The sequence below is a fragment of the Croceibacterium mercuriale genome (genome assembly GCF_000802385.1).
Taxonomy (GTDB): domain Bacteria; phylum Pseudomonadota; class Alphaproteobacteria; order Sphingomonadales; family Sphingomonadaceae; genus Croceibacterium; species Croceibacterium mercuriale.
The window spans coordinates 1,315,418-1,338,505 of the sequence record NZ_JTDN01000001.1 but is presented as its reverse complement, the minus strand read 5'-3'; the positions used below and the strand labels follow the sequence as shown (position 1 = coordinate 1,338,505).

Sequence of the window (23,088 nt, the reverse complement as noted above, 5' to 3'; positions counted from 1 at the left end):
CCCCAACATCAGTGCCCCTTGAAGGGGCAGCGTGAACGGACCCCCGCCTTTGCAGTGGCGACGACAAGGGTATTGCGCCGCAGGCTTTCGCCCAAAACCATTTTCCTACACCCACCCCGCGCGCTTACGCCTCTGGCGATGAGCAACCGCTGCAACACCTCGCCCAAGCGCCGCAAGCCCTGGCAGCCCTACCTGCGCCTCCCCGCCTTCCTCCCCGTGCCCCTGCGCGCCCGCCGCGATGGCTGGACACCGCAGCGCCAAGCCAAGTTTATCGGCCTGCTCGCGCAGACCGGCTGCGTACGCACGGCGGCGCAGATGCTCGGGCTCAGCCGGGAAAGCGCCTATCGCCTGCGCCGTCATCCCGAAGCCGGCTCCTTCGTGGCTGCCTGGAACACCGCTTTGAAGGGCCGCACACAACCGCGCTGGAAGTTCACACAGGCCGACCGCGCCCCGCTCGCCTTCGGGCAACTGCTGCAACCGCGCATGTGGCGCCGCCGCTTCATGGGTATCCAGCGCAAGGCCAGCAATCCCGCGCTTCTCGCCCTCGTGACCAATCTCGACCGGCAGACCGCCGGCTGCGATGTGGACCCGTTCACCGATCGTCAGGCGCGCGCACTTTTCGGCCGTTTCCTGTGAACTTCGTCACCCCCCTCCGCGCGGCGCGGAAACACCCGCCCGCTCGCACGTTCCTTCGCCAACACAGCATCGGAGAAGAGCATGGCCGGCGGATTATGGAGCGTGTTGACGATACTGGGGCCGATCCTGCTGATCGGCGTGATCGCCTGGGCCATGCTGCGCAATCGCGGCGGTACGAAGCGCGAGGTCGACCGGGCGGAGCATGGCGCGGCCGATCTGCGGCATGACCTGGATGCCGATGCCGCGGTGACGGATCACACGGTCACCAACACGGACGACCGCCCGGGATCGCGGCTCTAGAGCCCTCCGGGCGTCCAGTCCCACCCCGCGGCACCCAGCGCATCGCACAGCGTGTCGCGGCACGATGCCAGCATCGCCGCATCGGTCGACCGGATCACGAAATTGGCGCCGCTGCGCCCTTCCTTGAAGAAGGGGTAGCTGCCGATTTGGCATCCCTCATGCGCCTGCTCGATCGTCCGCAGGATGTCCGCCACTTCGCTCTCGGGCGCACGGCTGCCGATCGTCTCCGTCAGCAGCGGCAGCCCGCCCTCCAGCGATCCGGTCAGCGCATCCAGCATCCCCGCGGTGATCCCCGGCACGCCGGCCATGATGTAGATGTTGCCGTGGCGGATGCCCGGCGCCCCGCTGATCCGGTTGGGGATCAGGTCCGCCCCTTCCGGCACCCGCGCCATGCGCAGCCGCGCCGGATTGGTGCCGCCTTTGGTGGCGTAGTATTCCTCCAGGATCGTGCGCGCCTCCGGATGCTCGACCACCGGTACGCCCAGCGCTGCGGCGATCGCGTCCACGGTGATGTCGTCATGCGTCGGTCCGATGCCGCCGGTGGTGAACAGGTAATCGTTGCGGGCGCGCAGCGTGTTGACCGCCTCCACGATGGCGTCCTCCACGTCCGGCACCACGCGCACCTCGGCCAGGCGGATGTTCTGGATCTGCAGCCAGCCCGCGATCTGCGCGATGTTCTTGTCGTGCGTGCGGCCGGAGAGGATCTCGTCCCCGATCACGATCAGCGCTGCGGTCCAGATGCGGGGTGTGCTCATGGCGCGGGCGATACGGCAAAGCTTCGCCACGCGCCAGATTGCACGGCCGCCGCCACTCTGGCACCGCAGGCGGCATGACCATCGCCGCTGCCCGCCGCTACCGCTCCGGTTCCGTGATCGACCGCCAGCTTGCCCTGGATGCCGGGCCGGCGGGGGAGGGCGAGTTCGACTGGATCGGCCTGGTCGAACCCACGGAGGAGGAGATGGAGCAGGTCCGGCAACGCTACGACCTGCACCCGCTGGCGGTGGAGGACGCGCTGGGCCGGCGGCAGATGCCCAAGGCGGAAAGCTACGCCCACCAGCTGTTCGTGATCGCCAGGACTGCCAGCTTCGGGGAGGATGACCGGATCGGCTATGGCCAGACCGCGATCTTCCTGGGCCACGACTTCATCGTCAGCGTCCGTCAGGGCAATGCGAACGGTCATGTGGAGGTGCGCGGCTGGCTGGAATCGATGCCCGACCGGCTGTCCGAAGGCCCGGACATCGTGCTGCACGGCCTGCTCGATTTCATCGTCGACAAGTACAGCCCGCTGCTGGACCGGCTGGAGGAGATCGTGGACGAGATGGAGGACGCCGCCGTCGGCAGCTTCCCGCGTCCTGATTCCATCCGCCGCATCTTCCGCCTGCGCCGCGAACTGCGCCGGTTCGAGGATATCGCCGGCCGGACGGAGGAGGTTGCGGGCAAGCTCGGCCAGGTGCCGCTGCCCTGCATCGACGAGCGGGCGCGGCCGTACTTCCGCGACATCTACGACCATGCCAAGCGCGCCGAAAGCCGCGCCCGCTGGCTGACCGACACGCTGGGCAACATCGTCGACATCGCCGGCCTGCTGGAACAGAGCCGGCAGGGCGACATCAGCCGGCAGCTGGCCGGCTGGGCCGCGATCCTGGCGGTGCCCACGGCGATCGCGGGGATCTACGGCATGAACTTCGAATGGATGCCGGAACTGCAGTGGGAGTATGGCTACTTCGTGGTGCTGGGCGTGATGGCGGCGGTCTGTACCGGCCTCTACGCCCGTTTCCGCCGGATGGGTTGGCTGTAGGTAGCGGTCAGGCGTCCGCCAGCATCGGCTGCTTGCCGGCGGCAACGCAGGCGGCCTTCACCGTGTTGCTCAGCAGGCAGGCGATGGTCATCGGCCCCACGCCGCCCGGCACCGGGGTCACGGCCCGGGCGTGGCCCATCTCGGCAAAGGCGACGTCGCCCACCAGCCGGTCCTTGCCGTTGGCGCCGGGCACGCGGGTGATGCCCACATCGATGATGACTGCGCCCGGCTTCACCCAGTAACCGCGCACCAGCTCCGGCGCGCCGGCCGCGGCGACGATGACATCGGCCTTGCGGGTGATCTCGGCCAGGCCCTTGGTATGGATATGCGTGACGGTGACGGTCGCCTCTCGCTCAAGCAGCAGCATGGCGATGGGCTTGCCCACGATGTTGGACTTGCCGATGACCACCACGTCCAGCCCCTTCAGCTCGGGCAGCACGCTGTCCAGCAGCAGCATCACGCCCAGCGGGGTGCAGGGCACGATGCCGCCGGTACCGGTCGACAGGCGCCCGACATTGACCGGGTGGAAGCCGTCCACATCCTTGTCCGGCCGGATTGCATCCAGCACCGCGCCCTGGTCGATATGCGGGGGCAGGGGTACCTGGCACAGGATGCCGTGGACCTGCGGGTCGGCGTTCAGCGCGGCGATCACCGCCATCAGCTCGGCCTGCGTCGTGGAAGCCGGCAGGCGGCGTTCGAAGCTGGTGATGCCCACCGCCTCGCACCCCTTGATCTTGCGACGGACATAGACCTGGCTGGCGGGATCGTCGCCCACCAGCACCACCGCCAGCCCCGGACGCGGGCCGCCGCTGGCGACCAGTGCGGCAACGTCGGCCCGGGTCTGCTCGTCCACCACGCGGGCGAGCGCCTTGCCGTCGATCAGTTCCATGCCGTCTTCCCCTGCGCCCCTAGTGCCGGGCAGCGTAATCGTTGATCCAGTCGGCGGACGCGGTCAGCGCACCGAACGGGTAGAAATGCAGTCGCACGCGCCCATGGTCCGGTCCGAGCTTCCGCTCAAGCGATTCGACCAGCCGGTCCGGCCCGGCACTGCCCAGCAGACTGCCCAGCGAGATGCCATATTTCTTCAGCACCGTGGCCGACGCCCCCACGCCGCAGCGCCGGGCAAAGCCGAGCAGGCGCTTGATCCCGGCAGGGCCGGGCACGCCCAGCCGCACCGGCACGTCGATCCCGCGCGCGCGCAGGGTGGCGACCCAGTCGACGATGGCATCATCGTCGAAGCCGAACTGCGTCACCACCAGCGGCAGGATCCCGCGCGCCCGCAGCGCGGCGACCTTGCGCTCCATCCACAGCCACAGCTGTTCGCGGTCGACCGCCGGGTGCCCTTCCGGATGGCCGCCGATCCCGACAATGGTGATGCCGTGCTTCTCCAGCAGGCCGCTCTCGATCACCTGCATCGAGTCCTCGAACGGACCTTCGGCTTGCGACGGGTCGCCGGCGATCACGAACACACGCTTCAGGCCTGCCTCCGCCGCGACCCGCGCCAGATAGGTGTCGAGCTCTGCTTCGGACGTCAGCCGACGGGCGGACAGGTGGATGATCGGTTCGAACCCCAGCTGCCGCACCAGCCGGGCGGCGGCGACGCGCTGCTCCAGCGCCTCGCCCGGCAGGAACGTCACGGCGATCTGCGTATGTGGGCGGATGAACGGGGCGGCGGCCTGCAAGGCGTCCAGCTCTCGCGCGGTCATCTCCAGCGAGTAGCCGTCCACCATGTTGGTGCGCGCCCGTTCCCAGTCGGGATGGATCGCTGCGTAGCTGACAGGGTCGGTGGCCATGCTCTGTCGCCCTCCTTGGTGCTGGTTGCCGGTTCTTAGGCGGGTCCGGCGGGATGGACAAAGGCCTAGCGAACAGCCATCCTTTCGGATAGGTGAAAACTTCATGGACGTGAATTGATCCTGCGATGCTGCTGTTCCTGCCCGGCCTGATCTGCGACGCGCGCACCTTCGCGCCCCAGCTGGCGGCGTTCCCCGGCGCGCGGGCGCTGGATGGCTATGGCAGTGCCGACAGCTTGCAGGCCATGGCACGCGCCGTGCTGACCGAGGCCGACCGGCATGGTGCGGATGCGCTGGACCTGTTCGGTCATTCGATGGGGGGACGGGTCGCGCTGGAAATCGTGCGGCAGGCGCCCGGTCGCGTGCGCCGGCTGGCGCTGGTCAGCACCGGTGTTCATCCGGTCGGGCGAGGGGAGGCCGCCAAGCGCCATGCCCTGCGCGACCTTGGGCGGGAGCAGGGCTTTCCCGCGCTGGTCGATGCCTGGCTGCCGCCGATGCTGGCACCGGCGAACCGGGCCGATCCCACGCTGTACGATCCGCTGCGGGCCATGTGTATCGCGCAGGGGCAGGCGCGGTTCGAGCAGGATATCGCGGCCCTGCTTGGCCGGCCCGAGGCGGTCGGACTGCTGCCGTCGATCGCCTGCCCGGTGCTGGTGATGACCGGCGCGCTGGATGGCTGGGCGCCGCCAGAACAGCACCGCGACATTGCTGCTGCCATCCGCCAGGCCATGCTCGTCATTGTGCCCGATGCCGGCCACATGCTGCCGCTGGAGGCACCGGCGGCCGTGAACGAAGCCATCGCCGGATGGCTGTCACACCCAGAACAATAAACACGAGAGAGGAATGCCGATGACCGAACAGACCTTGCAGCAGAAGCTGGATGAAGCGGGCGACATCGTCCACTTCCTGCGTAACCAGCAAGTCGGCCCCAACGTCTATCCTGGCGTGCCGGCCGAATATTCCAACTGGCGCAGCGAGCAGCGCGCATGGGCTGAGACAGCGGTGCTGTTCAACCAGTCCTACCACATGGCGGAGCTGCTGGTCCGCGGGCCGGATGCCTTCCGCCTGCTGGAATACCTGGCGATCAATTCGTTCAAGAACTTCGCGGTGAACAAGGCCAAGCAGTTCGTGCCGGTCACGCCCGATGGCTATGTCATCGGCGACGTGATCCTGTTCTACCAGGCGGAGGAGGAGTTCAATCTGGTGGGCCGCGCCCCGGCGCTGGAATGGGTCGAATTCCATGCCGCCACCGGCGACTGGGACGTGACGGTGGAGCGGGACGAGCGCACCGCACTGCGAACGGACGGCAAGCGCCGGCATTACCGTTTCCAGCTGCAGGGCCCCAACGCGATGGCCGTGCTGGAACGCGCGCTGGGGCAGACCCCGCCGGACCTGAAGTTCTTCAACATGACGCATATCGACATTGCCGGTTGCGACGTGACGGCCCTGCGCCATGGCATGGCCGGGCAGCCGGGATACGAGCTGTATGGCCCGTGGGAAGATTACCACGCCGTCCATGCCGCGCTGGTGGAGGCAGGCGGCGATCATGGCCTGACTCTGGTCGGCGGACGGACCTATTCGTCCAACACGCTGGAATCCGGCTGGCTGCCGAGCCCGCTGCCGGCGATCTACACCGGCAGCGATCCGATGCTGGTGCAGTATCGCGAATGGCTGGCCGCCAAGTCCTATGAAGGCATGTGTTCCATCGGCGGATCCTACGTGCCGGACACGGTGGATGGCTATTACATGACCCCGTGGGACATCGGGTACGGACACATCGTGAAGTTCGATCACGATTTCGTCGGCCGCGAGGCGCTGGAGCGGATGAAGGACCAGCCGCACCGGACCAAGGTGACGCTGGCGATGGACGATGCGGACGTGACGCGGGTCATGTCCTCCGTGTTCGCGGAAGGCGGCCGGGCGAAGTATTTCGAGTTCCCCAGCGCGGTCTATTCCATGCATCCGTTCGACGAGGTGCGGTGCGACGGCAAGCTGATCGGCGTGTCCACCTGGATCGGCTATTCCGCCAATGCCGGCAAGATGCTGAGCCTGGCGATGATCGATCCCGATTACGTGGACATGGGCAAGAAGGTGACGCTGGTCTGGGGCGAGCCCGATGGCGGCACGGCCAAGCCGACCGTGGAGCCGCACGAGCAGGTGGAGATCACTGCCGTGATCAGCCCGGTGCCCTATTCCAACGTGGCGCGCGACAGCTATGCCGACAGCTGGCGGCAGAAGGGTGTCGGCGTTTCGGCCTGATCGAGGGGCCGACTTCGTCATCAAGGGGGTCGCCTGCGGCCCCTCGCGATGACGAAGTCGCGGCCTAGCTGTCCAGCATCGCCGCGGCGCGTTGCAGCATCTTGATCGCCTTGTCGTGCCGGTCCGATGTCAGGCGCGCCTTGGGAATGGCGACGGACAGTGCGCCGACCGGCACATCCCCCGACATGACCACGCAGGCCATGCCGTGGATGCCGAGGCTGTATTCCTCGTCCGTCTCGGCAATGCCGGCGTCGCGCGCCTGCGCGATCGCCTGACGCAGGCCGTTTTCGTTGGTGATGGTGGAGGGGGTCAGCCGCCGCCGGGTGGACTCGGCGAAATATCGTGCCAGATCGCCATCATCCATCAGGGTGAGCAAGGCGCGCCCGCCCGCCAGCGCATGCAGCGGCAACCGGCTGCCGACATCCAGCGAATAGCGCAGCGCGTGACTGCTGCTCTGCGTCACCAGCACCTCTGCCTCCCAGTCCACGCGGACCAGGAAGCTGGCGGTCTCGTTCAGCTGGGCGCGCAGCCATTGCACCAGCGGGGCGGCACGATCGGCCAGGGTGGGGCCATGGCGGCGGGTCTGCAGCCGCTCCAGCCCCGGGCCCGGCAGATAGCGGCGCCCTTCGCGCACGATGTAGCCGCGCTCCACCAGGGTGGCGAGCAGGTAGGACAGGCTGGACACCGGGATGCCCAGCGCCACGGCGATCTCCTGTGCCACCAGCGGGCGCGACGTGGCGACAACATACTCGATGATGTCCAGCGTGCGCGTGGCCGACTTGACCGCCGGCGACAGCGCGGCCGGCGGGATTTCGTCCTGCTCGGCCGCCATCAGCCGATCCTGCCATCCGCCAGGTCGGCGCCGGCGCGCAGGTTGGCGAGCTTCTTCCACGTCACGGCGGGGTCGATCTTGCCATAGCCCGCAAAGGTGCCGAAGCCGCAATCGGTGCTGGCGATCACGCGATCCTTGCCCACGAAGCCGGCGAAACGTTCGATCCGCTGGGCGATCAGTTCCGGCGTCTCGATATAGTTGCTGCAACTGTCGATCAGGCCGGGGGCCAGCACCTTGCCGGCCAGGTCGGCCGCGCGCCACACCACCCATTCATGCTCGTGCCGCGGATTGGCGGCTTCGAACAGGATGGTCTGCGGCCGGGCGGCAAGCACGATGTCGATGATCCGTTCCAGCGGAATGTCGTGATCGTGGGGCCCTTCGTAATTGCCCCAGCACACATGCATCCGCATCCGTTCGGCCGGGATGTTCGCGGTGGCCGCGTTCAGCGCCGCCACATTGGCGCTGATGGTGCGCAGGAATTCCGCCTCGTCCATGTCCTGGTAGCCGGTGTGCCGGCTCATCGCCAGGTCGGGGCAGTCCAGCTGCAGGTCGAAGCCGGCGGCAATGATCGCCTCGTATTCCGGCCGCATGGCGGTGACCAGGTCGGCCAGATAGGCCTCGTGGCTGGGGTAGAAGGCATTGGGCTGGAAGGCGGTGATCAGGCCGGGGCTGGCGGCGTTGAGGAAGCCCCTGACGCCCGCGCCGTGCCGGTCCAGCGCCGTGCGGAAACGGCGCGTATCATCATGCAGCGGCTGCAGGTTGACCAGTTCCACCTTGCCGATGGCGCTGGCGCGGCTGAACTCCTGCGCGCCCATGATGTGCGCCAGCTTGGCCGCTAGTTCCGGCACGTCCGCCAGATCCCGCGCCGGCTTGCGTGGCGTGTGGCCGCCGAAGCCCGACAGGCGTTCCTGGATGTAGGTGGAGTAGCCGATCTTGCCGAGCTCCCCGTCCGACACGATCGACACGCCCGCGGCAACCTGCTGCTGCACGGCTTCGTCCACCGCCGCCTGCACGGCGGTGTCGAATGCGGCCGCGTCGTACGGCTCCCCCTTGTCGCGGGCCAGCAGCAGAGGGACGAGGGCGGCGCCACGCGGCAGGCTGCCGACATGGGTGGTGGAGATCATGGCGAATGTCCTCGGGAATGAACGATGCTTCATCTTTCACGTATGCGAACTTTCCGCAAGCATGAGGAGCGGCGTCGGCCTGCTCTTGGCGGCCCCTGTCCGCTGTGGCACGGGCCGCGGCATGACCAATGACGAACGCCGCGCGATCGAGGCGGATTGCGGGCGCCTGATCCGCCTCTATGCCAACCTGGCCGATGCCGGGGAGTGGGCCCGCGTGGCCGGGCTGTATACCGATGACGGGCGCTTTGCCCGGCCCAGCCGCCCGGGCGAGTTCGTCACCGGGCGCGAGGCCATCCTGGCCAGCTTCACCGCCAGGCCAGCCCGGCCGCAGCGGCATATGGTCGGCAACATCGTGGTCGATGTGGTGGATGGCCATCACGCCACCGCCTTCAGCGTGATGCTGCTGTTCACCGGCGAGGTGCCGGCCGAGGGCGGGCTCGCGGTGCGCGATGCGACAGGGCCGCTGGTGGGCAGCTACACCGATCGGCTGGTACGCACCGCCGATGGGTGGCGCTTTGCCGAACGGGTCGGCGGGCTGGATTTCCGCCCGTGAACCGCCGCCTGCTGTGGGCCGCGCCGGCAGCGATGCTGGCGGGTGGGGCAGTGTCGGCCATGGCGCAGGAGACGGCGTCGATCATCGTGACCGGCACGGGGCTGCCGGACACGCCGGCAACACCGGCCTATGGTACGGTCACGATCGGGCGGGAGGCGATCAGCCGCAGCGCATCCGGCCGGCTGGAGGATGTGCTGAGCAACGTTGCGGGGTTCCAGCAATTCCGCCGGTCGGACAGCCGCTCCTCCAACCCTTCCGCGCAGGGGATTACCCTGCGGGCGCTGGGCGGCAATGCCAGCAGCCGGGCGCAACTGCTGCTGGACGGGGTGCCGATGGCCGATCCGTTCTTCGGCTACATCCCGTTCAGCGCCATCGCGCCCGAGCGGCTGGCGCGGGCGCGGGTGACGCGAGGCGGCGGGTCCGGCCCGTTCGGTGCCGGCGCGCTGGCCGGCACGGTGGAACTGGACAGTGCCGGACCGGAGACGCTGGGCCTGCTGAGCGGCGAGGCGCTGGTCGACCACCGCGGGGAGACGGCGCTGTCGGCGACGGTGGCGCCCGAACTGGGTGATGGCTTCGCAGTGGTCAGCGGGCGCTGGGACCGGGGGCAGGGCTTCTTCACCACGCCGGCCGACCAGCGCGTGCCTGCCACTGCACGCGCGGCGTTCGACAGCTGGTCCGCCAGTGCGCGGCTGGTGCAGCGGGTGGCGCCGGATCTGGAGGTGCAGCTGCGCGGGCTGGCGTTCGACGATCATCGCACCCTGCGCTTCGCCGGGGCGGACAGCAGCAGCCGCGGGGAGGACCTGTCGGTGCGGCTGGTCGGGCGTGGCCCCTGGCAGGTGGACGCGCTGGCCTACGCGCAATGGCGCAACTTCACCAATCGCGTGATCTCCGCCACCAGTTACGCGCTGACGCTGGACCAGCGGGACACGCCCTCGACCGGGCTGGGCGGCAAGCTGGAGGTGCGACCGCCCGTGGGAGCGGCGCATGTGCTGCGGCTGGGCGCGGATTATCGCCGCTCCGCCGGCGATCTGGTGGAGGATCGCTACCTCGCCAGCGGGGCCGCCAATGGCAGCCGTTCTGCCGGCGGCGTCAACAGCACCCTGGGCCTGTTCGTGGAGGATGACTGGCAGCTGGGCGCGGTGGTGCTGACGGGCGGTGTGCGGGCCGATCGCTGGTCCATCCGCGACGGCTACCAGCGCAATCTGGCCGCCAGCGGTGCGCTGCTGCTGGACGAAGCCTATGCGGACCGTGCGGACTGGGCGGTGAACTGGCGGGCAGGGGCTACCTTCGATGCCGGCGCCGGGGTGCAGCTGCGCGCGGCGGCCTATAGCGGGTTCCGCCTGCCCAATCTGAACGAGCTGTATCGGCCCTTCGTGGTGTTTCCGGTGACCACCAATGCCAACCCGCTGCTGCGGAACGAGCGGCTGACCGGGTTCGAGGCAGGAATGGACTGGCAGGTGGCGTCGGCGGCCCGACTGTCGCTGACCGCGTTCGACAACCGCATTCGTGGCGCGATCGCCAATGTCACGCTGACGCAGAGCGTGCGCGAGCGGCAGAACCTGGATGCCGTCCGCGCGCGCGGGCTGGAGCTTGCGGGGGAGGTGACGCATGGGGCGCTGGCGCTGGAGGGAACGCTGGCGCTGACCGATGCCGAGGTGGAGGCTGACGGCGCCGCTGCCGCGTTGGACGGGTTCCGTCCCGCGCAGGTGCCTGCCCGTGCCGGCAGCGCGACGCTGAGCTGGAACCCGGCGGAGCGCACGCGGCTGGCCGCCACGCTACGCCATGTCGGGCGGCAGTTCGAAGGCGACCGGGAGGACGACGCCTTGCGGGCGGCGACCACGGTGGACCTGTTCGCGCAGGTGCCGGTGCACGGTGCGCTGACGCTGGTCGGGCGGATCGAAAACCTGCTGGATGCGGACATTGTCACCCGCAATGGCGGAGGGTCCATCGACCTGGGAGTGCCGTTCACCGCATGGGCGGGCGTAAGATACGGTTTTTGATCGCACAATCCTGTCACCTGTCATGATCGCAGGCTACGGGGCGGGATGAACATGAGTCTCCGCGCCAGCATCGCCCGCGAAGGGCGTGACGTGACCCCGCGCATGATTGCGGCCACCCGCCGCCTGTTCGCCCCGCTGCTCGACCTCGCGGATGCCGGCGTGCTGCGCGATGTGCCCTATGGACCGGACGTCCGGCATCGGCTGAACCTGTATCCCGGCAGCGATGCGGCCGCGCGACCGGTGCTGCTGTTCGTGGGCGGTGGCGGATATGATCAGGAACTGTGGCCCGATGCCGAGGCCGGGCCCGACAATGTTGCCGCGATGGCCGCCAATCGGGGTCTGGTCGGGGCCGCCATGCACTATCGCCTGGCGCCCGAACACCGCTTCCCCGCCGGGGCCGAGGACGTCGCCCGTGCCGTCGCCTGGCTGCGCGACAATGTGGCGGAGCATGGCGGCGATCCGCTGGGCATCGTCCTTGTGGGCCATTGCACCGGGGCCACCCATGTCGGCGGCTACCTGGCGGATCCGGCGCTGCATGTCGGGCCGGGCGCGGGGATCGCCGGGGCGGTGCTGATGTCGGGCATCTACGATCCACGCCATGCCGCGGCGGATGACGGGGCAATGGCCTATTTCGGGCCGGACCGCCGCAACTGGTCGCAGGCGTCCTGCGCGGCCGGGCTGTTGAGCAGCGATGTGCCGCTGCTGTTCACCGTGGCTGAACTGGATCCGGCCGACCACCAGACGCAGGCGGCGCAGATGGTCGGGGCCTGGGGCCTGGCGCATGCCGCCTATCCCCAAATGCACCTGCTGGCGGGGCACAACCACGTCTCCCCGGTGTTGAGCGTCGGCACGCCGGAGCGGGGGATCGAACGGCTGATCCTGGACTTCGTCGCCCGGGTCACCGCCTGATCAGCGACCGATGTAGCTCATCTCCGCGCGGAGCAGGTCCGTCTGCTCCCTGGTGACGATGGCCCAGACCCGCAGCTCGTGCAGCTCCGCAGGCGTCATGCCGTCGCGGGCATAGCGGCGCGCCGCGCTCGCCATGCGGCCAGCCTCCCCCCGCAGGCGACGGGCGGTCTTGCGGTCGAGCTGCCCCGCGTCGCGACCCTCCTCGATCGTGCGGTTCAGCGCCTCGATCTCCGGGATGGGCTGCACCACGTCGGCGCGGACCAGGAAGCGGGACTTGGACGATTCCGCCGGCCATCGCTGCACGTAGCGGGCTGAGGCAGTCTGCGGCACGGTAGCGATGGCGAGCACGATGGTGGCAGCGAGAGTGAGACGCATGGTAGGCCTCCTGGAAGAGGCCAGATCAACCCGACTCGCGTGAACCCGATGTGAACTCCGGCGCTCAGGCCGGGATCGCATCCTCCCGCTCGGCAATCCGCAGCTCGTGTTCCAGCCCCATCCACTGGGCCAGGTTGCGCAGGTCGCCCAGCACGGGACCGGCGGCCAGGGCTGCACGCGCCGGGTCGACCCGCAGGACCAGACGGCCGCCTTCGCGCCGCAGCGTGCTGGTCATCAGCGACACATGCGATCCTGCGCCCAGCCGGCGGCACAGCCGGATGGCAAGGCCCCAGCCGACCGCTTCGCGCAGACGGTCCTCGGTGGTGAGACGCAGCAGGTCGGCATCGATCACCGGCTTGCCGCAGGCACCGTGCAGCGCCGCCGCCAGCCGGGCGCGGCCCGCCGGATCGATTGCCAGCCAGCGCTTCTCCAGCGCCCAGTCCAGCGCATGGCGCAGGCGCATGTTCGGTTCGAGCCGGGCGGCGGCGATCGCCAGCATGGTGGCCGCCAGGCGCAGCCGCTCGCTGCCAGCCTCGGGCACCTCCGCACCGCTGGCCACATCCGCCGTCCAGCCGGTGATGGTCGCAGCCAGCGACGGGGAGGCGCCGCGCGGTTCGGTAAACTGGCCGATCGCGGATAGCAGCGGATCCTGCTGGCAGGCGGCCGCATCCAGGTCGCCATACAGCAGCCCTTCGCGCAGGCCCCAGGCGGAGAAGATCAGGCTGTCCGGCTTCAGTTCCGCCAGCAGGACGCGCAGCATGGCGGCGGCATCGGGCAGGACGGCGGCACGGGTCTTGGAGATACCCTTCATCTTCGCCAGCTCTGCCGAGGTGCATTTTTCGACGATGCGGGCGTAGCGGTCGGCATCGTCCGTGGCCAGGCGGTAGCCGTGCGGATCGGTCAGCGGGTGGTCGGCCGCGCGCATGGCGTATGCGGCAAAGGCGCGCCAGGTGCCGCCGACCATGTACAGCCGGCCCGTGGCCTCACCGCCGCCTTCCGCATCGCTCACGATCCGGGCGACCCGGCTGCGGAACGCCTCCATACCTCCGTCGCGCAGCGCCGGCAGCCGCAGCGTACCGAGCGGCAGGCTGGTGCCGCCATGCGAACGCCCCTCGCCGATATGCACCAGTTCCAGGCTGCCGCCGCCGAGATCCGCCACGGTCCCGACCGCGCGCGGGAAGGCACCGATCACGCCCATGGCGGAGGTCTGCGCCTCCTCCTCCCCGGTCAGCAGCCGTGGCGACAGGCCCAGTTCGGTGACCCGCGCCATGAACTCGGGGCCGTTGCGCGCCTCGCGCACCGCAGCCGTGGCGACGGTCTGCACGTCGCGGATCTCCAGATCGGCCAGGATGGTGGCGGCCCGGGCCAGCATGGTCAGCGCGGCCTGCATTCCCGCCTCCGGCATCATTCCAGTCGTGGACAGGTCCTGCCCCAGCCGGGCGCTGACCTTTTCGTTCAGGAACACCTCCGGCGCGCGCACCGATCCGGCATAGACGACCAGACGCACCGTATTGGACCCGATGTCGATCACCGCGCGGTCCGGCCGCTCCAGCGCGGCGGCCGTGCGGCGGATGCCGGCGCGGGCGATCATGCCGCGCCCCGGCGTAGCGTCAGCTTCGGCACCCGGCTGTCCTTCAGCGCATCGCCCCGTCCGGAAAGGGACGGATTGGTCATGAAATATTCGTGCAGGTTGAACCCGTCGGTGCCGTCGTCGGCCACCCGTTCCCAGCTGCCATCCTCGCCATCCAGCAGCCAGCTCTGCTCGGTATCCAGCAGGTTGGCCATCAGCACCTGTTCCAGCACCTGGTCGTGCACGGTCTGGTTGATGATCGGGACCAGCAGCTCCACCCGGCGGTTGAGGTTGCGGTTCATGGCATCGGCACTGGTGATGAACACTTCTGCATCCCCGCTGGGCATTTCCGTCCCGTTCGCAAAGGCCCAGATGCGGCTGTGTTCCAGGAAGCGGCCGATGATCGACTTGACGGTGATGTTTTCGGACAGGCCGAGGATGCCGGGCCGAAGGCAGCAGATGCCCCGCACCACCAGCACGACGCGCACGCCGGCCTGGCTGGCGGCATATAGCCGGTCAATCACGCCCTGTTCGGTGAGCGAGTTCATCTTGGCCCAGATGCTGGCGGGCCGGCCTTCGCGGGCATTGGCGATCTCGCGGTCGATCTTGGTGTACAGGGTCTCCCGCAGGTTCAGTGGCGACAGCGCCAGCCGTTCCAGCCCCTGCGGCTCGACATAGCCGGTGATGAAGTTGAACAGCTTGGCCGCGTCGCGCCCGATGGCGGGATCGGCGGTGAAGAAGCTGAGATCGGTATAGATGCGCGCCGTGATCGGGTGGTAATTGCCCGTGCCGAAATGGCAGTAGGTGCGGTACCCCTCCTCCTCCTGCCGCACGACCAGCGACACCTTGGCGTGCGTCTTCCAGTCGACGAAGCCGTAGATGACCTGCACGCCGGCGCGCTCCAGCTCGCTGGCCCACTTGAGGTTCTGCTCCTCGTCGAACCGGGCCTTCAGCTCGACGACGGCGGTGACGGACTTGCCCATCTCCGCCGCATGGACCAGCGCCTGGATTACCGGGGACTGGTGCCCCGCGCGGTACAGCGTCTGCTTGATGGAGATCACCGCCGGATCGTTCGCCGCCTGGTACAGGAAATCGACCACCACCTCGAAACTTTCGTACGGGTGATGAATCACGATGTCCTTCTCGCGGATGGCGGCGAAGCAGTCGCCATCATGCTCCATCACCCGCTCCGGATAGCGGGGGGCGTAAGGGGTGAACTTCAGGTCGGGCCGGTCCTCGCCCACGATCTGTGCCAGGTCGCAGACGCCGACCAGATGATCCAGCGGCAGGACCATCGCCTGCTCCAGCCCAAGCTGGTCGCGCAGCATCTGCTCCCCGGCGGGATCGAACGCATGGTCCAGCTCCAGCAGGATCACCTTGCCGCGACGGCGGCGCTGGATGGCGGTGCGGTAGTAGCGGACCAGATCCTCCGCATCTTCCTCCAGCTCGATATCGCTGTCGCGCAGCAGGCGGAACACGCCGTCGCCATCGACGCGGAAGCCGGGGAACAGCAAGGTGGCATAGCGGCACACGATCTGTTCGGTGGTGAGATACAGCGCATCGGCGCCCGGCACCCGCACGAAGCGGGGCAGCGCGCTGGGGATCAGCACCATTTCCACCAGGCTGCTGCCATCATCCTCCCGCGTGAGGTTGAACAGCACGCCGATGCCGCGATTGGCCACGAAGGGGAAGGGATGTGCCGGGTCGATTGCCTGCGGCGTGATGACCGGCATGATGGAGTTCAGGAAATAGTTCTGCAGCCAGCCGTCGGCTTCCGCATCGATCCGGTCCTCGCCCGCGATGACGATGCCCTGCGCCGCCAGCAGCTGCTTCACGTCCGCCAGGATCGACTGCTGCTTGCCGGTCAGGTCCAGCACCTTGGCGGTGATGGCGGCCAGCTGCTGCCCGGGGGTGCGGCCGTCGAGCGACATGTTGCCGATCTTGCTGCGGATCTGGCCCGCCAGCCCGGCCGCGCGGATCATCAGGAACTCGTCCAGATTGCTGCCGCTGATCGACAGGAAGCGCAGGCGTTCCAGCAGCGGATAGGCGCTGTTGCAGGCTTCGGCGAGGACGCGATCGTTGAACGACAGCCAGCTGAGTTCGCGGTTGAAGTAGCGGTCTTCCGGGGCGGCCGGACCGACCATCAGGGCTTCGGTCGTGACGATGCTGTCGGGGCGGGCATTCTGCGCGGTGCTGCTCATGACCGGTCACTGGACTCCAAGGTGATTGGCCGGAGCGGATCCGGCCTGCCTGCCCCCGCTAGCCGGGCAATGCGTCATTTGGAAGCAGCGCGGCTCAGGGCAGGATGTCGCCCGGCCGTGCGATTGCGCTGATGCCGCGGCGACCATCGCTGCGATCCAGCTGCACGATGACGTCGATCACCGATGCGGCATAGGCGATGGTGTCGCTGCGGGTCAGGCCGATGCCGGTCTGCATGACCATCAGCGCCAGCTGTTCCAGCGCGCCGCGCAGCGAATTGGCGTGGATGGTGGAGAAGCTGCCCGGGTGACCGGTGTTGATGGCGCGCAGGAAGCTGACGCTTTCCGCGCCGCGCAGCTCGCCCAGCACGATGCGATCGGGACGCAGGCGGAGGGCCGATTGCAGCAGTTCGTTGGCGGTGACCTTGGCTTCGCCCAGCTCGCCCTTGACCGCCACCAGGCCCAAGCCATTGGCGCCGGGCAGGCGCAGTTCGGGCGTGTCCTCCACCAGGATGACGCGTTCGTGCGGCGGGATCTCGCCCAGCATGGCATTGAGGAAGGTGGTCTTGCCGGTGCTGGTGCCGCCGGAGATCAGGATCGTCTTGCGCGCGCGGATAGCCGCCCGCAGGAACGCGATCGGAGCCTGCGCCGAGTCCGGCATGTCGGGCTCCACCGGCGCCAGCAGCGGGCCGGTGTCATAGGCGTCGAGCGGCAGGTCCAGCCGGCGATGGCGGCGGATCGCCATGGCCCAATGGCGCCGGGTCGCGGGCGGGCCGCAGAACTGGATGCGCGCGCCGCCAAAGCCGTCCGCCGGCAGGGTCGCGCCCAGCAGCGGGTGTTCGCGGTTGATGCCCTGGTGGCTGACGCGGGCAACCTGTTCGGCCAGGCGCTGCACCAGGCGATCGTCGATCTCCGGCGCGACGATCCGCTGCATGCCGGGCTGCGCGGCATCCTCCACCCACACCTCGCCGGGGCGGTTGACCATGATCTCCGTCACCGTGTCCCGTTCCAGCCACTGGCGGAACGGGGCGAGGTAGGCGTCGAGATAGACGCTGCCGCTGACGATGCGCGGCGCATCGGGCTCGGCTGCGCCAAGCTCGTCGACCGGGCTGCCGAGGTGGACGATTTCGGCTGCCATGGCCTTACAGGCCCGGGATCACAGGCGGGGTGCCTGGCTGAAGTCCAGGTCGCGCGCGGTGAATACGCGAATCGGTTCGCCCTGGCGCACCCGCACGGTGGGCGCAATCTGGCCGCTCTGCTGCAGCGCAGTGCTGGCCGCATCCTGCCCGCCGCCCAGCACGACCGAGGTGCCGCCGCTGGCGACCGCGGTCAGCCCGCCGATCACCGACAGCAGGATGGACGATCCGAAGCGCTGGAAGAAGTGGTTGTCCACCCGGCCCGGCAGGCCGCCGCTGCCGTCGAACGCACTGGCGGGGCTGGCCAGTGCAACGGACACGCCGTCGGGACGGATCAGGCGGGTCCAGATGACGTAGGCGCGCCGCTGGCCGGCCTGCAGGCCGGACTGGTACTGCCCGATCAGCCGGCTGGAGCGCGGGACCAGGATGCGCGTGCCGTCGAAGCTGCGCACGTCCTGGCTGACCACGGCGCGGGCGAAGCCGGGCACGTCGGTGTTGATGGCGGTTTCCAGCACGGCGGGGATCATGGTCCCCTGCGTCACCGTGGTGCGCGGATCGACATCGGTGCGGGCCACGGCCGGGCCACCGCCCACGCCGCCGACGCGGCTGGCGAAATCCGCCGCCGTCGTGCCGGTGCCGGCGGTCGCCTCACCAGCGGGGGCGCCTGCCAGCGCGCCGGCGGCAGCGGCGGGCATGGCGCCGGCATCGAACACCACCGTGGGGCTGGCATAGGGGTTGCCCATCGGCATGGCGGCGGTCTGCGGCGGGGAGGCGAAGACCGGCGATGGTACGGGCGCACCGGCCGGCACGCCGTTCAGCACCGGCACCGGCGTGAGTGGGTCGGTCGGGATAAACGCGTTGGGCGGCCCGTTCTGCACCACCGGGGCGGTGCCTTGCGGAGCATCCGGCACGCGGCTGGCATTGAGGCCCCACAGCGTCGCCGCGCCCAGCAACGCGACGAAGCCGATGCCGGCAGCCAGGCCGACGGCATCAGACCGGCCCTTGCGCCCCGCCACCGCCGGATAGGCGGTCCGGCTTGCCAGATCGATCACCTCGGCAGAGGCGTTCTCGCGCGGGTCGGTGTCCGGCGCCGCGTCGCCGTTCGTACGCGACGGTGAAATGCGGTTGGCGAGTTTCATCGGCGTATCTCCGTGCTGGCGACCGCTCTGGGGGCGGCGGCGGAAGCGGAAGGCGCGCGAACGGGACCTTCGTTGACAAGGGTGGCAATATCATCGCCCGAACGCAGGATGAGCCGGCGTGGCACACCATCGACCACGATCTGCTCTCCACGAACGGCGTAGTTCACCGGCCCCTCGGTTCCCTCCAGATCCTGGATGAGAATGGCCGGCAGCGGCGTGCCGGCTGCCCAGGACATGAAGGTTGCCGTGCCATCGTCATAGATCGTGTTCGGCAGCAGCCCGCTGTCGCCGAAACGGCGCCAATCATGGTTCAGCAGGACCGGGTCGACCACTGCATAGGGATCGGTCGCCGCGGCAAGCTCGATCGCGGTCGGCGCCCCGGCGGCACCCTGGCCCGCCAGTTGCGCCTCATCCTCCTCCTCCGGCTCCTCCGGGTAGGTGAAGGCCAGCAGGTAGGTCGGGTTGCGGTTGGCCGGGCTGGCGACGAGATCGAACAGATAGGTGCGCTTGTCCGTCACCACCGTCATGTTGGTGGCGGCGCGGTCCGCCAGTGGCTTCACGAACAGCAGGTTGGCCCGCTTGTTGGGGGTGACCTGCCAGCTCTGGGAGTCGCCAATAGCGACGTTCTCGATATGCTCGTTCTCGGCGAAGCGGATGGCGGCCTGGACGTTGGCACGACCCTGCAGCTGGACCACTTCGTCCGCATTGTAGAAATGTTCCACCAGGCGTCGATCATCGGCCCTGGCAGGAATGGCGGCCACGAGCAGCGCGGCAAGCAGGATGGGGCGGATCATGGTGTGGTCCTGGACTTGGAGCCGCGCGGCGGCGCGGCGCGGAAACGGCTGCCGACACCGCGGGCGCGCGACGGGCCCGCCTGGTCGGCGATGCTGCCGGCGCCTGGTGCCGCAGCGCCGATGATACGCGTCTCGCGCGTGGAGACCGTGCCGGTACTGCCGCGATCATTGGCGGCGGATGGCAGGCTGGCAGCGGTCATGCGGATGTCGCGCGAGGGCGCGGCGCTGGCGGTGCGGGCAGCGCCGGCCGGACCGGCCGCGACGACTGCAGTGGCAGCCCCGCGGGCGGCAGCAGCAGCGGTGACCGCATTGTCGGCCTTGTCCGCATCGCGGCCGGTCAGGCCGAATACGGTCCAGCCCGCGACCATGGTGCCGGCGACCTTCAGCACCATGATCATCAGCGCCATGTGGACCGCCCCGATCATGAAGAAGGCCATGGCCGCACGCGGCTCGATCTCGCCCGGTACCACAGTCAGCGCGCGCAGGACGGGCACGGCCAGTTCCAGCATCAGCGACCCGCCGAGCACCGCGAACAGTGGCGTGATCGCCAGCAGCACCACGCCCTTGAGCCAGCCGGTGAACAGGCCGCGCGTGCCGTTGAACAGCGCCAGCACCACGAAGATCGGTCCCAGCGCCATCAGGATCGCCAGTGCGATCTTGCAGGTGGCGAGCAGACCGACCGTGCCCAGCAGCAGCAATGTGCCACCGAGCCACAACAGGCCGGGCGGCGAGAAGGTGGAGGGCGCGCCCTCCGCCGCCTCGTCCCCGCTGGCTTCGATCAGGGCGGCGAACACCACATCGATCTTGTCGGCGAAGACGGTGGTGGCGGATCCTTCGGTTCCGGTCAGGATGTTGGCGATCTGGTTGGGCGCGCCGATCACCAGATTGTACATCGTGCCCTGGTAGGCAGCCCAGCTTGTCGCAAAGGTCAGCACCAGGCCCAGCGTGACCATGCGCGGCGTCAGGGCGGAAATGCCCAGCGTGCTGCGCCCGGTGATCAGGCCGAAGGCGAAGAAGGCGACATACAGCGTCAGCAGGATGGTCAGCGCCGGCAGCAGCGCGCCATCGCTGGCGAACAGGCGCCCGAATGCCGCCTGCGAGGTGGCGGCGGCGGCGCAGTCGACCGCGCGCAGCGACATCGCCACACCGCTGCCGACGCCGTCCATCGCCTCCTGACACAAAGCCGGGGTCAGGCCGGCGGCGCTCACTCGGCCGCCTCCTGCGTCAGGAAGGCGGGCACGGGCGTGGGTGCCGGGATCGGCAGGTCGGCATAGTCCGGTTCTGCCATCGTGCCGGGCCACGGCTGGTTGGTCAGCAGCGGATACCAGGCGGCCGGCTCGTCCCCCACGCTGGCGCGGATCGCATCCAGCCGGCGCACGGTGCTTTCGCGGCCGGACAGGATGGTCAGCACCTCCGGTGCGCCGGACAGGTCCAGCCGGACCACCACGGATGCATCGGGCTGCCGCACCAGGAAGGCGCGGCTGTGCGCGGGCAGGCTGCGGATCAGGCTGAGTTCGTGCCGCGTGAGGCCGAACCCCTCGCAATAATCCTCTTCGCGGGCGCGGGCGTTGGGCATGAACACCATGGTGGCGGTCTGTTCGACCAGCGCGGTGGAGATGCGGCTGTCCAGCGCATCGCGGGCGCTCTGCGTGGCGAAGCCGACCAGCGCGTTGCGTTTGCGCAGCGTCTTCAACCAGTCGCGGATGCGGGCGGCGAACACCTCGTCATCCAGCGCTTTCCAGCCCTCGTCGATCAGGATCATCGTGGGCATGCCGTCCAGCCGCTCCTCGATGCGGTGGAACAGGTACATCATGGTCGGCGTGCGAAGCCGCGGGTTCTCCAGCAGCGCGCTCATGTCGAAGCCCATGACCCGGGTGGACAGGTCCAGCCGGTCGGTCGCGTTGTCGAACAGCCACCCATGCTCGCCATCCTCGATCCACGGGCTCAGCCGGTCGGCCAGATCCCCCGCCTGCGGCCGACGTGTGCCCGACAGCAATTCTCGGAAGAAACGCAGCCGGCGCAGGTGCGGGGCATTGGCGTAGGCGGCATCCACCGCACCGGCGATGGTGGCCAGTTCCTCCGGCCCTTCGGCCTTCAGCAGCACGGTCAGCCAGTCCCGCAGGAAGGCGCGGGCCGACGGGCTGTCCGGCATGGCCATCGGGTTGAAGCCGGTCGGCTCCCCCGCATGGATGCGATCGTAGCGGCCGCCGATGCCGCGGATGAACAGCTCCGCACCGCGATCCTTATCGAACAATACTGTTCGCGGGCTGAACTTCTGCGCCTGTGCCGCCAGGAAGTTCATCACCACCGTCTTGCCGGAGCCGGACGGGCCGATGACGGAGAAGTTGCCGAGATCGCCATGGTGGAAGTTGAAGAAGAACGGCGTCGCGCTGGTCGTCTCCAGCAGGGTGACGGCATCGCCCCAATGGTTGTTTTCGGCCTGGCCCAGCGCGAAGCCGTGCAGGCTGCCGAAGCTGGCCATGTTTGCGCTGGTGATCAGTGCGCGGCGGACCAGGAAGCCTTCGTTGCCGGGGAACTGGCCCCAGAATGCCGGCTCCAGATTCGTGTCCTCGCGGACGGTGATCGCGCCGGTATCGGCCAGCGCGGCGGCAACGGCGGCGGTGGCATCGTCCAGCCGGGCGAGGTCGGTCTCGCGCACCAGCACGCTGAGATGATGATCGCCGAAGATGACCGAGCCGCTGCCCAGGCCATCACGCGCGGCGAGCATGTCGCCCCGCTCGGCCTGCGCTTCCTCGTCCGCGGAGCGCAGGCGGCGAAGCGACAGGTCGATCCGCTCGCGCGCGGTCTGCCGTTCCTGCGGCGCGAAACTTTCCGTCACGATCATCTCGCACGGCAGGCGCAGCATGGGATCGAGCAGGCCGGGGCTGGTCGCCTCCGGATAGTCCTTCAGGCTGAGCATGGCGCCGAAATCGGGCGCGGCATTGCCGCCGGCGCCGCGCAGCTCCATCGCATCGACGCCGAAGCTGGCGCGGCGATAAGGCAGCATGCGGCCGATGTCGGTGTCGTCCTCCGGCCGGCGTACCGGGCGCATCTCGCCGTTGAACAGGGCGCTGAGCAGTTCCAGCAGCTCGTTGTTCGTCCCGCCATGCGGGCCGGCATAGTCGCCCAGCGGCTGCGCGCCATAATCACCCAGCGAGGCGGCAAGCGCCTGCAGCGCAGCACGGAGCGAGCGCAGATCCTTGGGATCGGCTTCCAGCTGTTCGCGCCCGCGACGCTTCCACAGCTTGCCGGCACGCTCGGCCAGACCGGCCTTGCCCCGGGCCGGGCGGCGCACCAGCGTCACGAACTGATCGTTCACGAACAGCGATCCGCCCTGCAGCTTCTGGTTCCAGCGGCGGTCGATATGCGCGGCGAGCGGATCGTCGAAGGTGGCAGGCAGGTCCACCGCCACGCGGCGGCGGATCACGTGGTGGTACAGCACGAACCGCGCATCGAGGGCGGACCGCAGCATGACCTCCCGCGTGGCGGCATGGGCGTTCAGCGCGTCGGTATCCTCCGTCTCGAACAGCAGGCCCGGCACCTGCAGCGCCGCCATCAGCGACCCGTCGCGCAGCAGCACGGTATTGCCGTCCAGCAGCCGCGCATAGGGCAGACGGTCGCCGGCATGCGCTTCCTTCGCGCTCCATGCCGCGGCGCCGAGCCACTTGGTTTTCATGC

General features: G+C 69.0%; 21 protein-coding genes. 8 read left to right on the top strand and 13 right to left on the bottom strand.

The window, feature by feature from the left end; genetic code table 11:
- Positions 1–54: 54 nt before the first annotated feature.
- Together PK98_RS15925 and PK98_RS17150 are read left to right on the top strand one after the other, a co-directional pair.
- On the top strand, positions 55–636 hold the full coding sequence (locus tag PK98_RS15925) for a hypothetical protein (RefSeq protein WP_152608546.1): 582 nt from the start codon (positions 55–57) through the stop codon (positions 634–636).
- A gap of 81 nt (positions 637–717) precedes the next feature.
- A complete protein-coding gene (locus PK98_RS17150) occupies positions 718–936 on the top strand; it encodes a hypothetical protein (RefSeq protein ID WP_039095048.1) in 219 nt (72 codons plus the stop codon).
- Here PK98_RS17150 and PK98_RS06100 read toward each other — a convergent pair.
- Positions 933–1,691, bottom strand: a complete 759-nt coding sequence (locus PK98_RS06100; protein WP_039095047.1) for a competence/damage-inducible protein A — start codon at positions 1,689–1,691, stop codon at positions 933–935. The two genes, PK98_RS17150 and PK98_RS06100, sit on opposite strands and share 4 nt — an antisense overlap.
- 74 nt (positions 1,692–1,765) lie before the next feature.
- On the opposite strand from PK98_RS06100, the gene PK98_RS06095 reads away from it, so the two are divergent.
- Positions 1,766–2,731 (top strand): magnesium and cobalt transport protein CorA, encoded by a 966-nt coding sequence (locus PK98_RS06095; RefSeq protein WP_039095045.1) that lies wholly within the window; start codon positions 1,766–1,768, stop codon positions 2,729–2,731.
- A gap of 7 nt (positions 2,732–2,738) precedes the next feature.
- On the opposite strand, the gene folD is transcribed toward PK98_RS06095, so the two are convergent.
- Both folD and PK98_RS06085 read right to left on the bottom strand, forming a co-directional pair.
- The gene (folD, locus tag PK98_RS06090; protein ID WP_039095043.1) at positions 2,739–3,620 is read right to left on the bottom strand and encodes a bifunctional methylenetetrahydrofolate dehydrogenase/methenyltetrahydrofolate cyclohydrolase FolD; all 882 of its coding nucleotides are present in this window, start codon (positions 3,618–3,620) and stop codon (positions 2,739–2,741) included.
- A 19-nt stretch (positions 3,621–3,639) separates the two neighbouring features.
- Positions 3,640–4,524, bottom strand: coding sequence for a methylenetetrahydrofolate reductase (locus PK98_RS06085; RefSeq protein ID WP_039095041.1), 885 nt, complete (start codon positions 4,522–4,524; stop codon positions 3,640–3,642).
- Positions 4,525–4,649: 125 nt separating this feature from the next.
- On the opposite strand from PK98_RS06085, the gene PK98_RS06080 reads away from it, so the two are divergent.
- Positions 4,650–5,351, top strand: coding sequence for an alpha/beta fold hydrolase (locus tag PK98_RS06080; protein WP_052208109.1), 702 nt, complete (start codon positions 4,650–4,652; stop codon positions 5,349–5,351).
- A gap of 19 nt (positions 5,352–5,370) precedes the next feature.
- Positions 5,371–6,780, top strand: coding sequence for a syringate O-demethylase (gene desA / locus PK98_RS06075; RefSeq protein ID WP_039095037.1), 1,410 nt, complete (start codon positions 5,371–5,373; stop codon positions 6,778–6,780).
- Positions 6,781–6,844: 64 nt separating this feature from the next.
- Here desA and PK98_RS06070 read toward each other — a convergent pair whose 3' ends face one another.
- Together PK98_RS06070 and PK98_RS06065 are read right to left on the bottom strand one after the other, a co-directional pair.
- Positions 6,845–7,612: an IclR family transcriptional regulator gene (locus PK98_RS06070; RefSeq protein WP_052208107.1), complete on the bottom strand. Its 768-nt coding sequence runs from the start codon at positions 7,610–7,612 to the stop codon at positions 6,845–6,847.
- The gene (locus PK98_RS06065; RefSeq protein ID WP_039095034.1) at positions 7,612–8,736 is read right to left on the bottom strand and encodes a cobalamin-independent methionine synthase II family protein; all 1,125 of its coding nucleotides are present in this window, start codon (positions 8,734–8,736) and stop codon (positions 7,612–7,614) included. Before PK98_RS06065 ends, PK98_RS06070 begins: the two co-directional genes overlap by 1 nt.
- Positions 8,737–8,857: 121 nt before the next feature.
- On the opposite strand from PK98_RS06065, the gene PK98_RS06060 reads away from it, so the two are divergent.
- Genes PK98_RS06060 through PK98_RS06050 form a run of 3 tightly spaced genes read left to right on the top strand, consistent with a single transcriptional unit; the run spans position 8,858 to position 12,198 of the window.
- Positions 8,858–9,289, top strand: coding sequence for a nuclear transport factor 2 family protein (locus PK98_RS06060; RefSeq protein WP_081996055.1), 432 nt, complete (start codon positions 8,858–8,860; stop codon positions 9,287–9,289).
- A gap of 32 nt (positions 9,290–9,321) precedes the next feature.
- Positions 9,322–11,289, top strand: a complete 1,968-nt coding sequence (locus PK98_RS06055; RefSeq protein ID WP_052208388.1) for a TonB-dependent receptor plug domain-containing protein — start codon at positions 9,322–9,324, stop codon at positions 11,287–11,289.
- A 45-nt stretch (positions 11,290–11,334) separates the two neighbouring features.
- Entirely contained in the window at positions 11,335–12,198 is an 864-nt protein-coding gene (locus PK98_RS06050; RefSeq protein ID WP_039095028.1) for an alpha/beta hydrolase, read from the top strand.
- On the opposite strand, the gene PK98_RS06045 is transcribed toward PK98_RS06050, so the two are convergent.
- The 8 genes from PK98_RS06045 to PK98_RS06010 form a co-directional block, all read right to left on the bottom strand.
- Positions 12,199–12,573, bottom strand: a complete 375-nt coding sequence (locus PK98_RS06045; protein WP_039095026.1) for a hypothetical protein — start codon at positions 12,571–12,573, stop codon at positions 12,199–12,201.
- A gap of 64 nt (positions 12,574–12,637) precedes the next feature.
- Complete coding sequence (locus PK98_RS06040; RefSeq protein WP_052208105.1) at positions 12,638–14,164, bottom strand: Ppx/GppA family phosphatase; 1,527 nt, start codon at positions 14,162–14,164, stop codon at positions 12,638–12,640.
- The gene (locus PK98_RS06035; protein WP_039096311.1) at positions 14,161–16,287 is read right to left on the bottom strand and encodes an RNA degradosome polyphosphate kinase; all 2,127 of its coding nucleotides are present in this window, start codon (positions 16,285–16,287) and stop codon (positions 14,161–14,163) included. Before PK98_RS06035 ends, PK98_RS06040 begins: the two co-directional genes overlap by 4 nt.
- 151 nt (positions 16,288–16,438) lie before the next feature.
- On the bottom strand, positions 16,439–17,479 hold the full coding sequence (gene virB11, locus PK98_RS06030) for a P-type DNA transfer ATPase VirB11 (protein WP_039095024.1): 1,041 nt from the start codon (positions 17,477–17,479) through the stop codon (positions 16,439–16,441).
- 18 nt (positions 17,480–17,497) lie between these two features.
- Positions 17,498–18,616 carry a TrbI/VirB10 family protein gene (locus PK98_RS06025; RefSeq protein WP_039095022.1) on the bottom strand — a complete coding sequence of 373 codons (1,119 nt, stop codon included), beginning with the start codon at positions 18,614–18,616 and terminating at the stop codon, positions 17,498–17,500.
- Complete coding sequence (locus PK98_RS06020) at positions 18,613–19,410, bottom strand: TrbG/VirB9 family P-type conjugative transfer protein (protein WP_052208103.1); 798 nt, start codon at positions 19,408–19,410, stop codon at positions 18,613–18,615. Before PK98_RS06020 ends, PK98_RS06025 begins: the two co-directional genes overlap by 4 nt.
- Positions 19,407–20,618 (bottom strand): type IV secretion system protein, encoded by a 1,212-nt coding sequence (locus PK98_RS06015; RefSeq protein ID WP_407637603.1) that lies wholly within the window; start codon positions 20,616–20,618, stop codon positions 19,407–19,409. The genes PK98_RS06020 and PK98_RS06015 overlap by 4 nt, the downstream gene beginning before the upstream one ends.
- Positions 20,615–23,086, bottom strand: coding sequence for a VirB4 family type IV secretion/conjugal transfer ATPase (locus PK98_RS06010; RefSeq protein ID WP_081996053.1), 2,472 nt, complete (start codon positions 23,084–23,086; stop codon positions 20,615–20,617). The genes PK98_RS06015 and PK98_RS06010 overlap by 4 nt, the downstream gene beginning before the upstream one ends.
- Between the last annotated feature and the right edge of the window lie 2 nt (positions 23,087–23,088).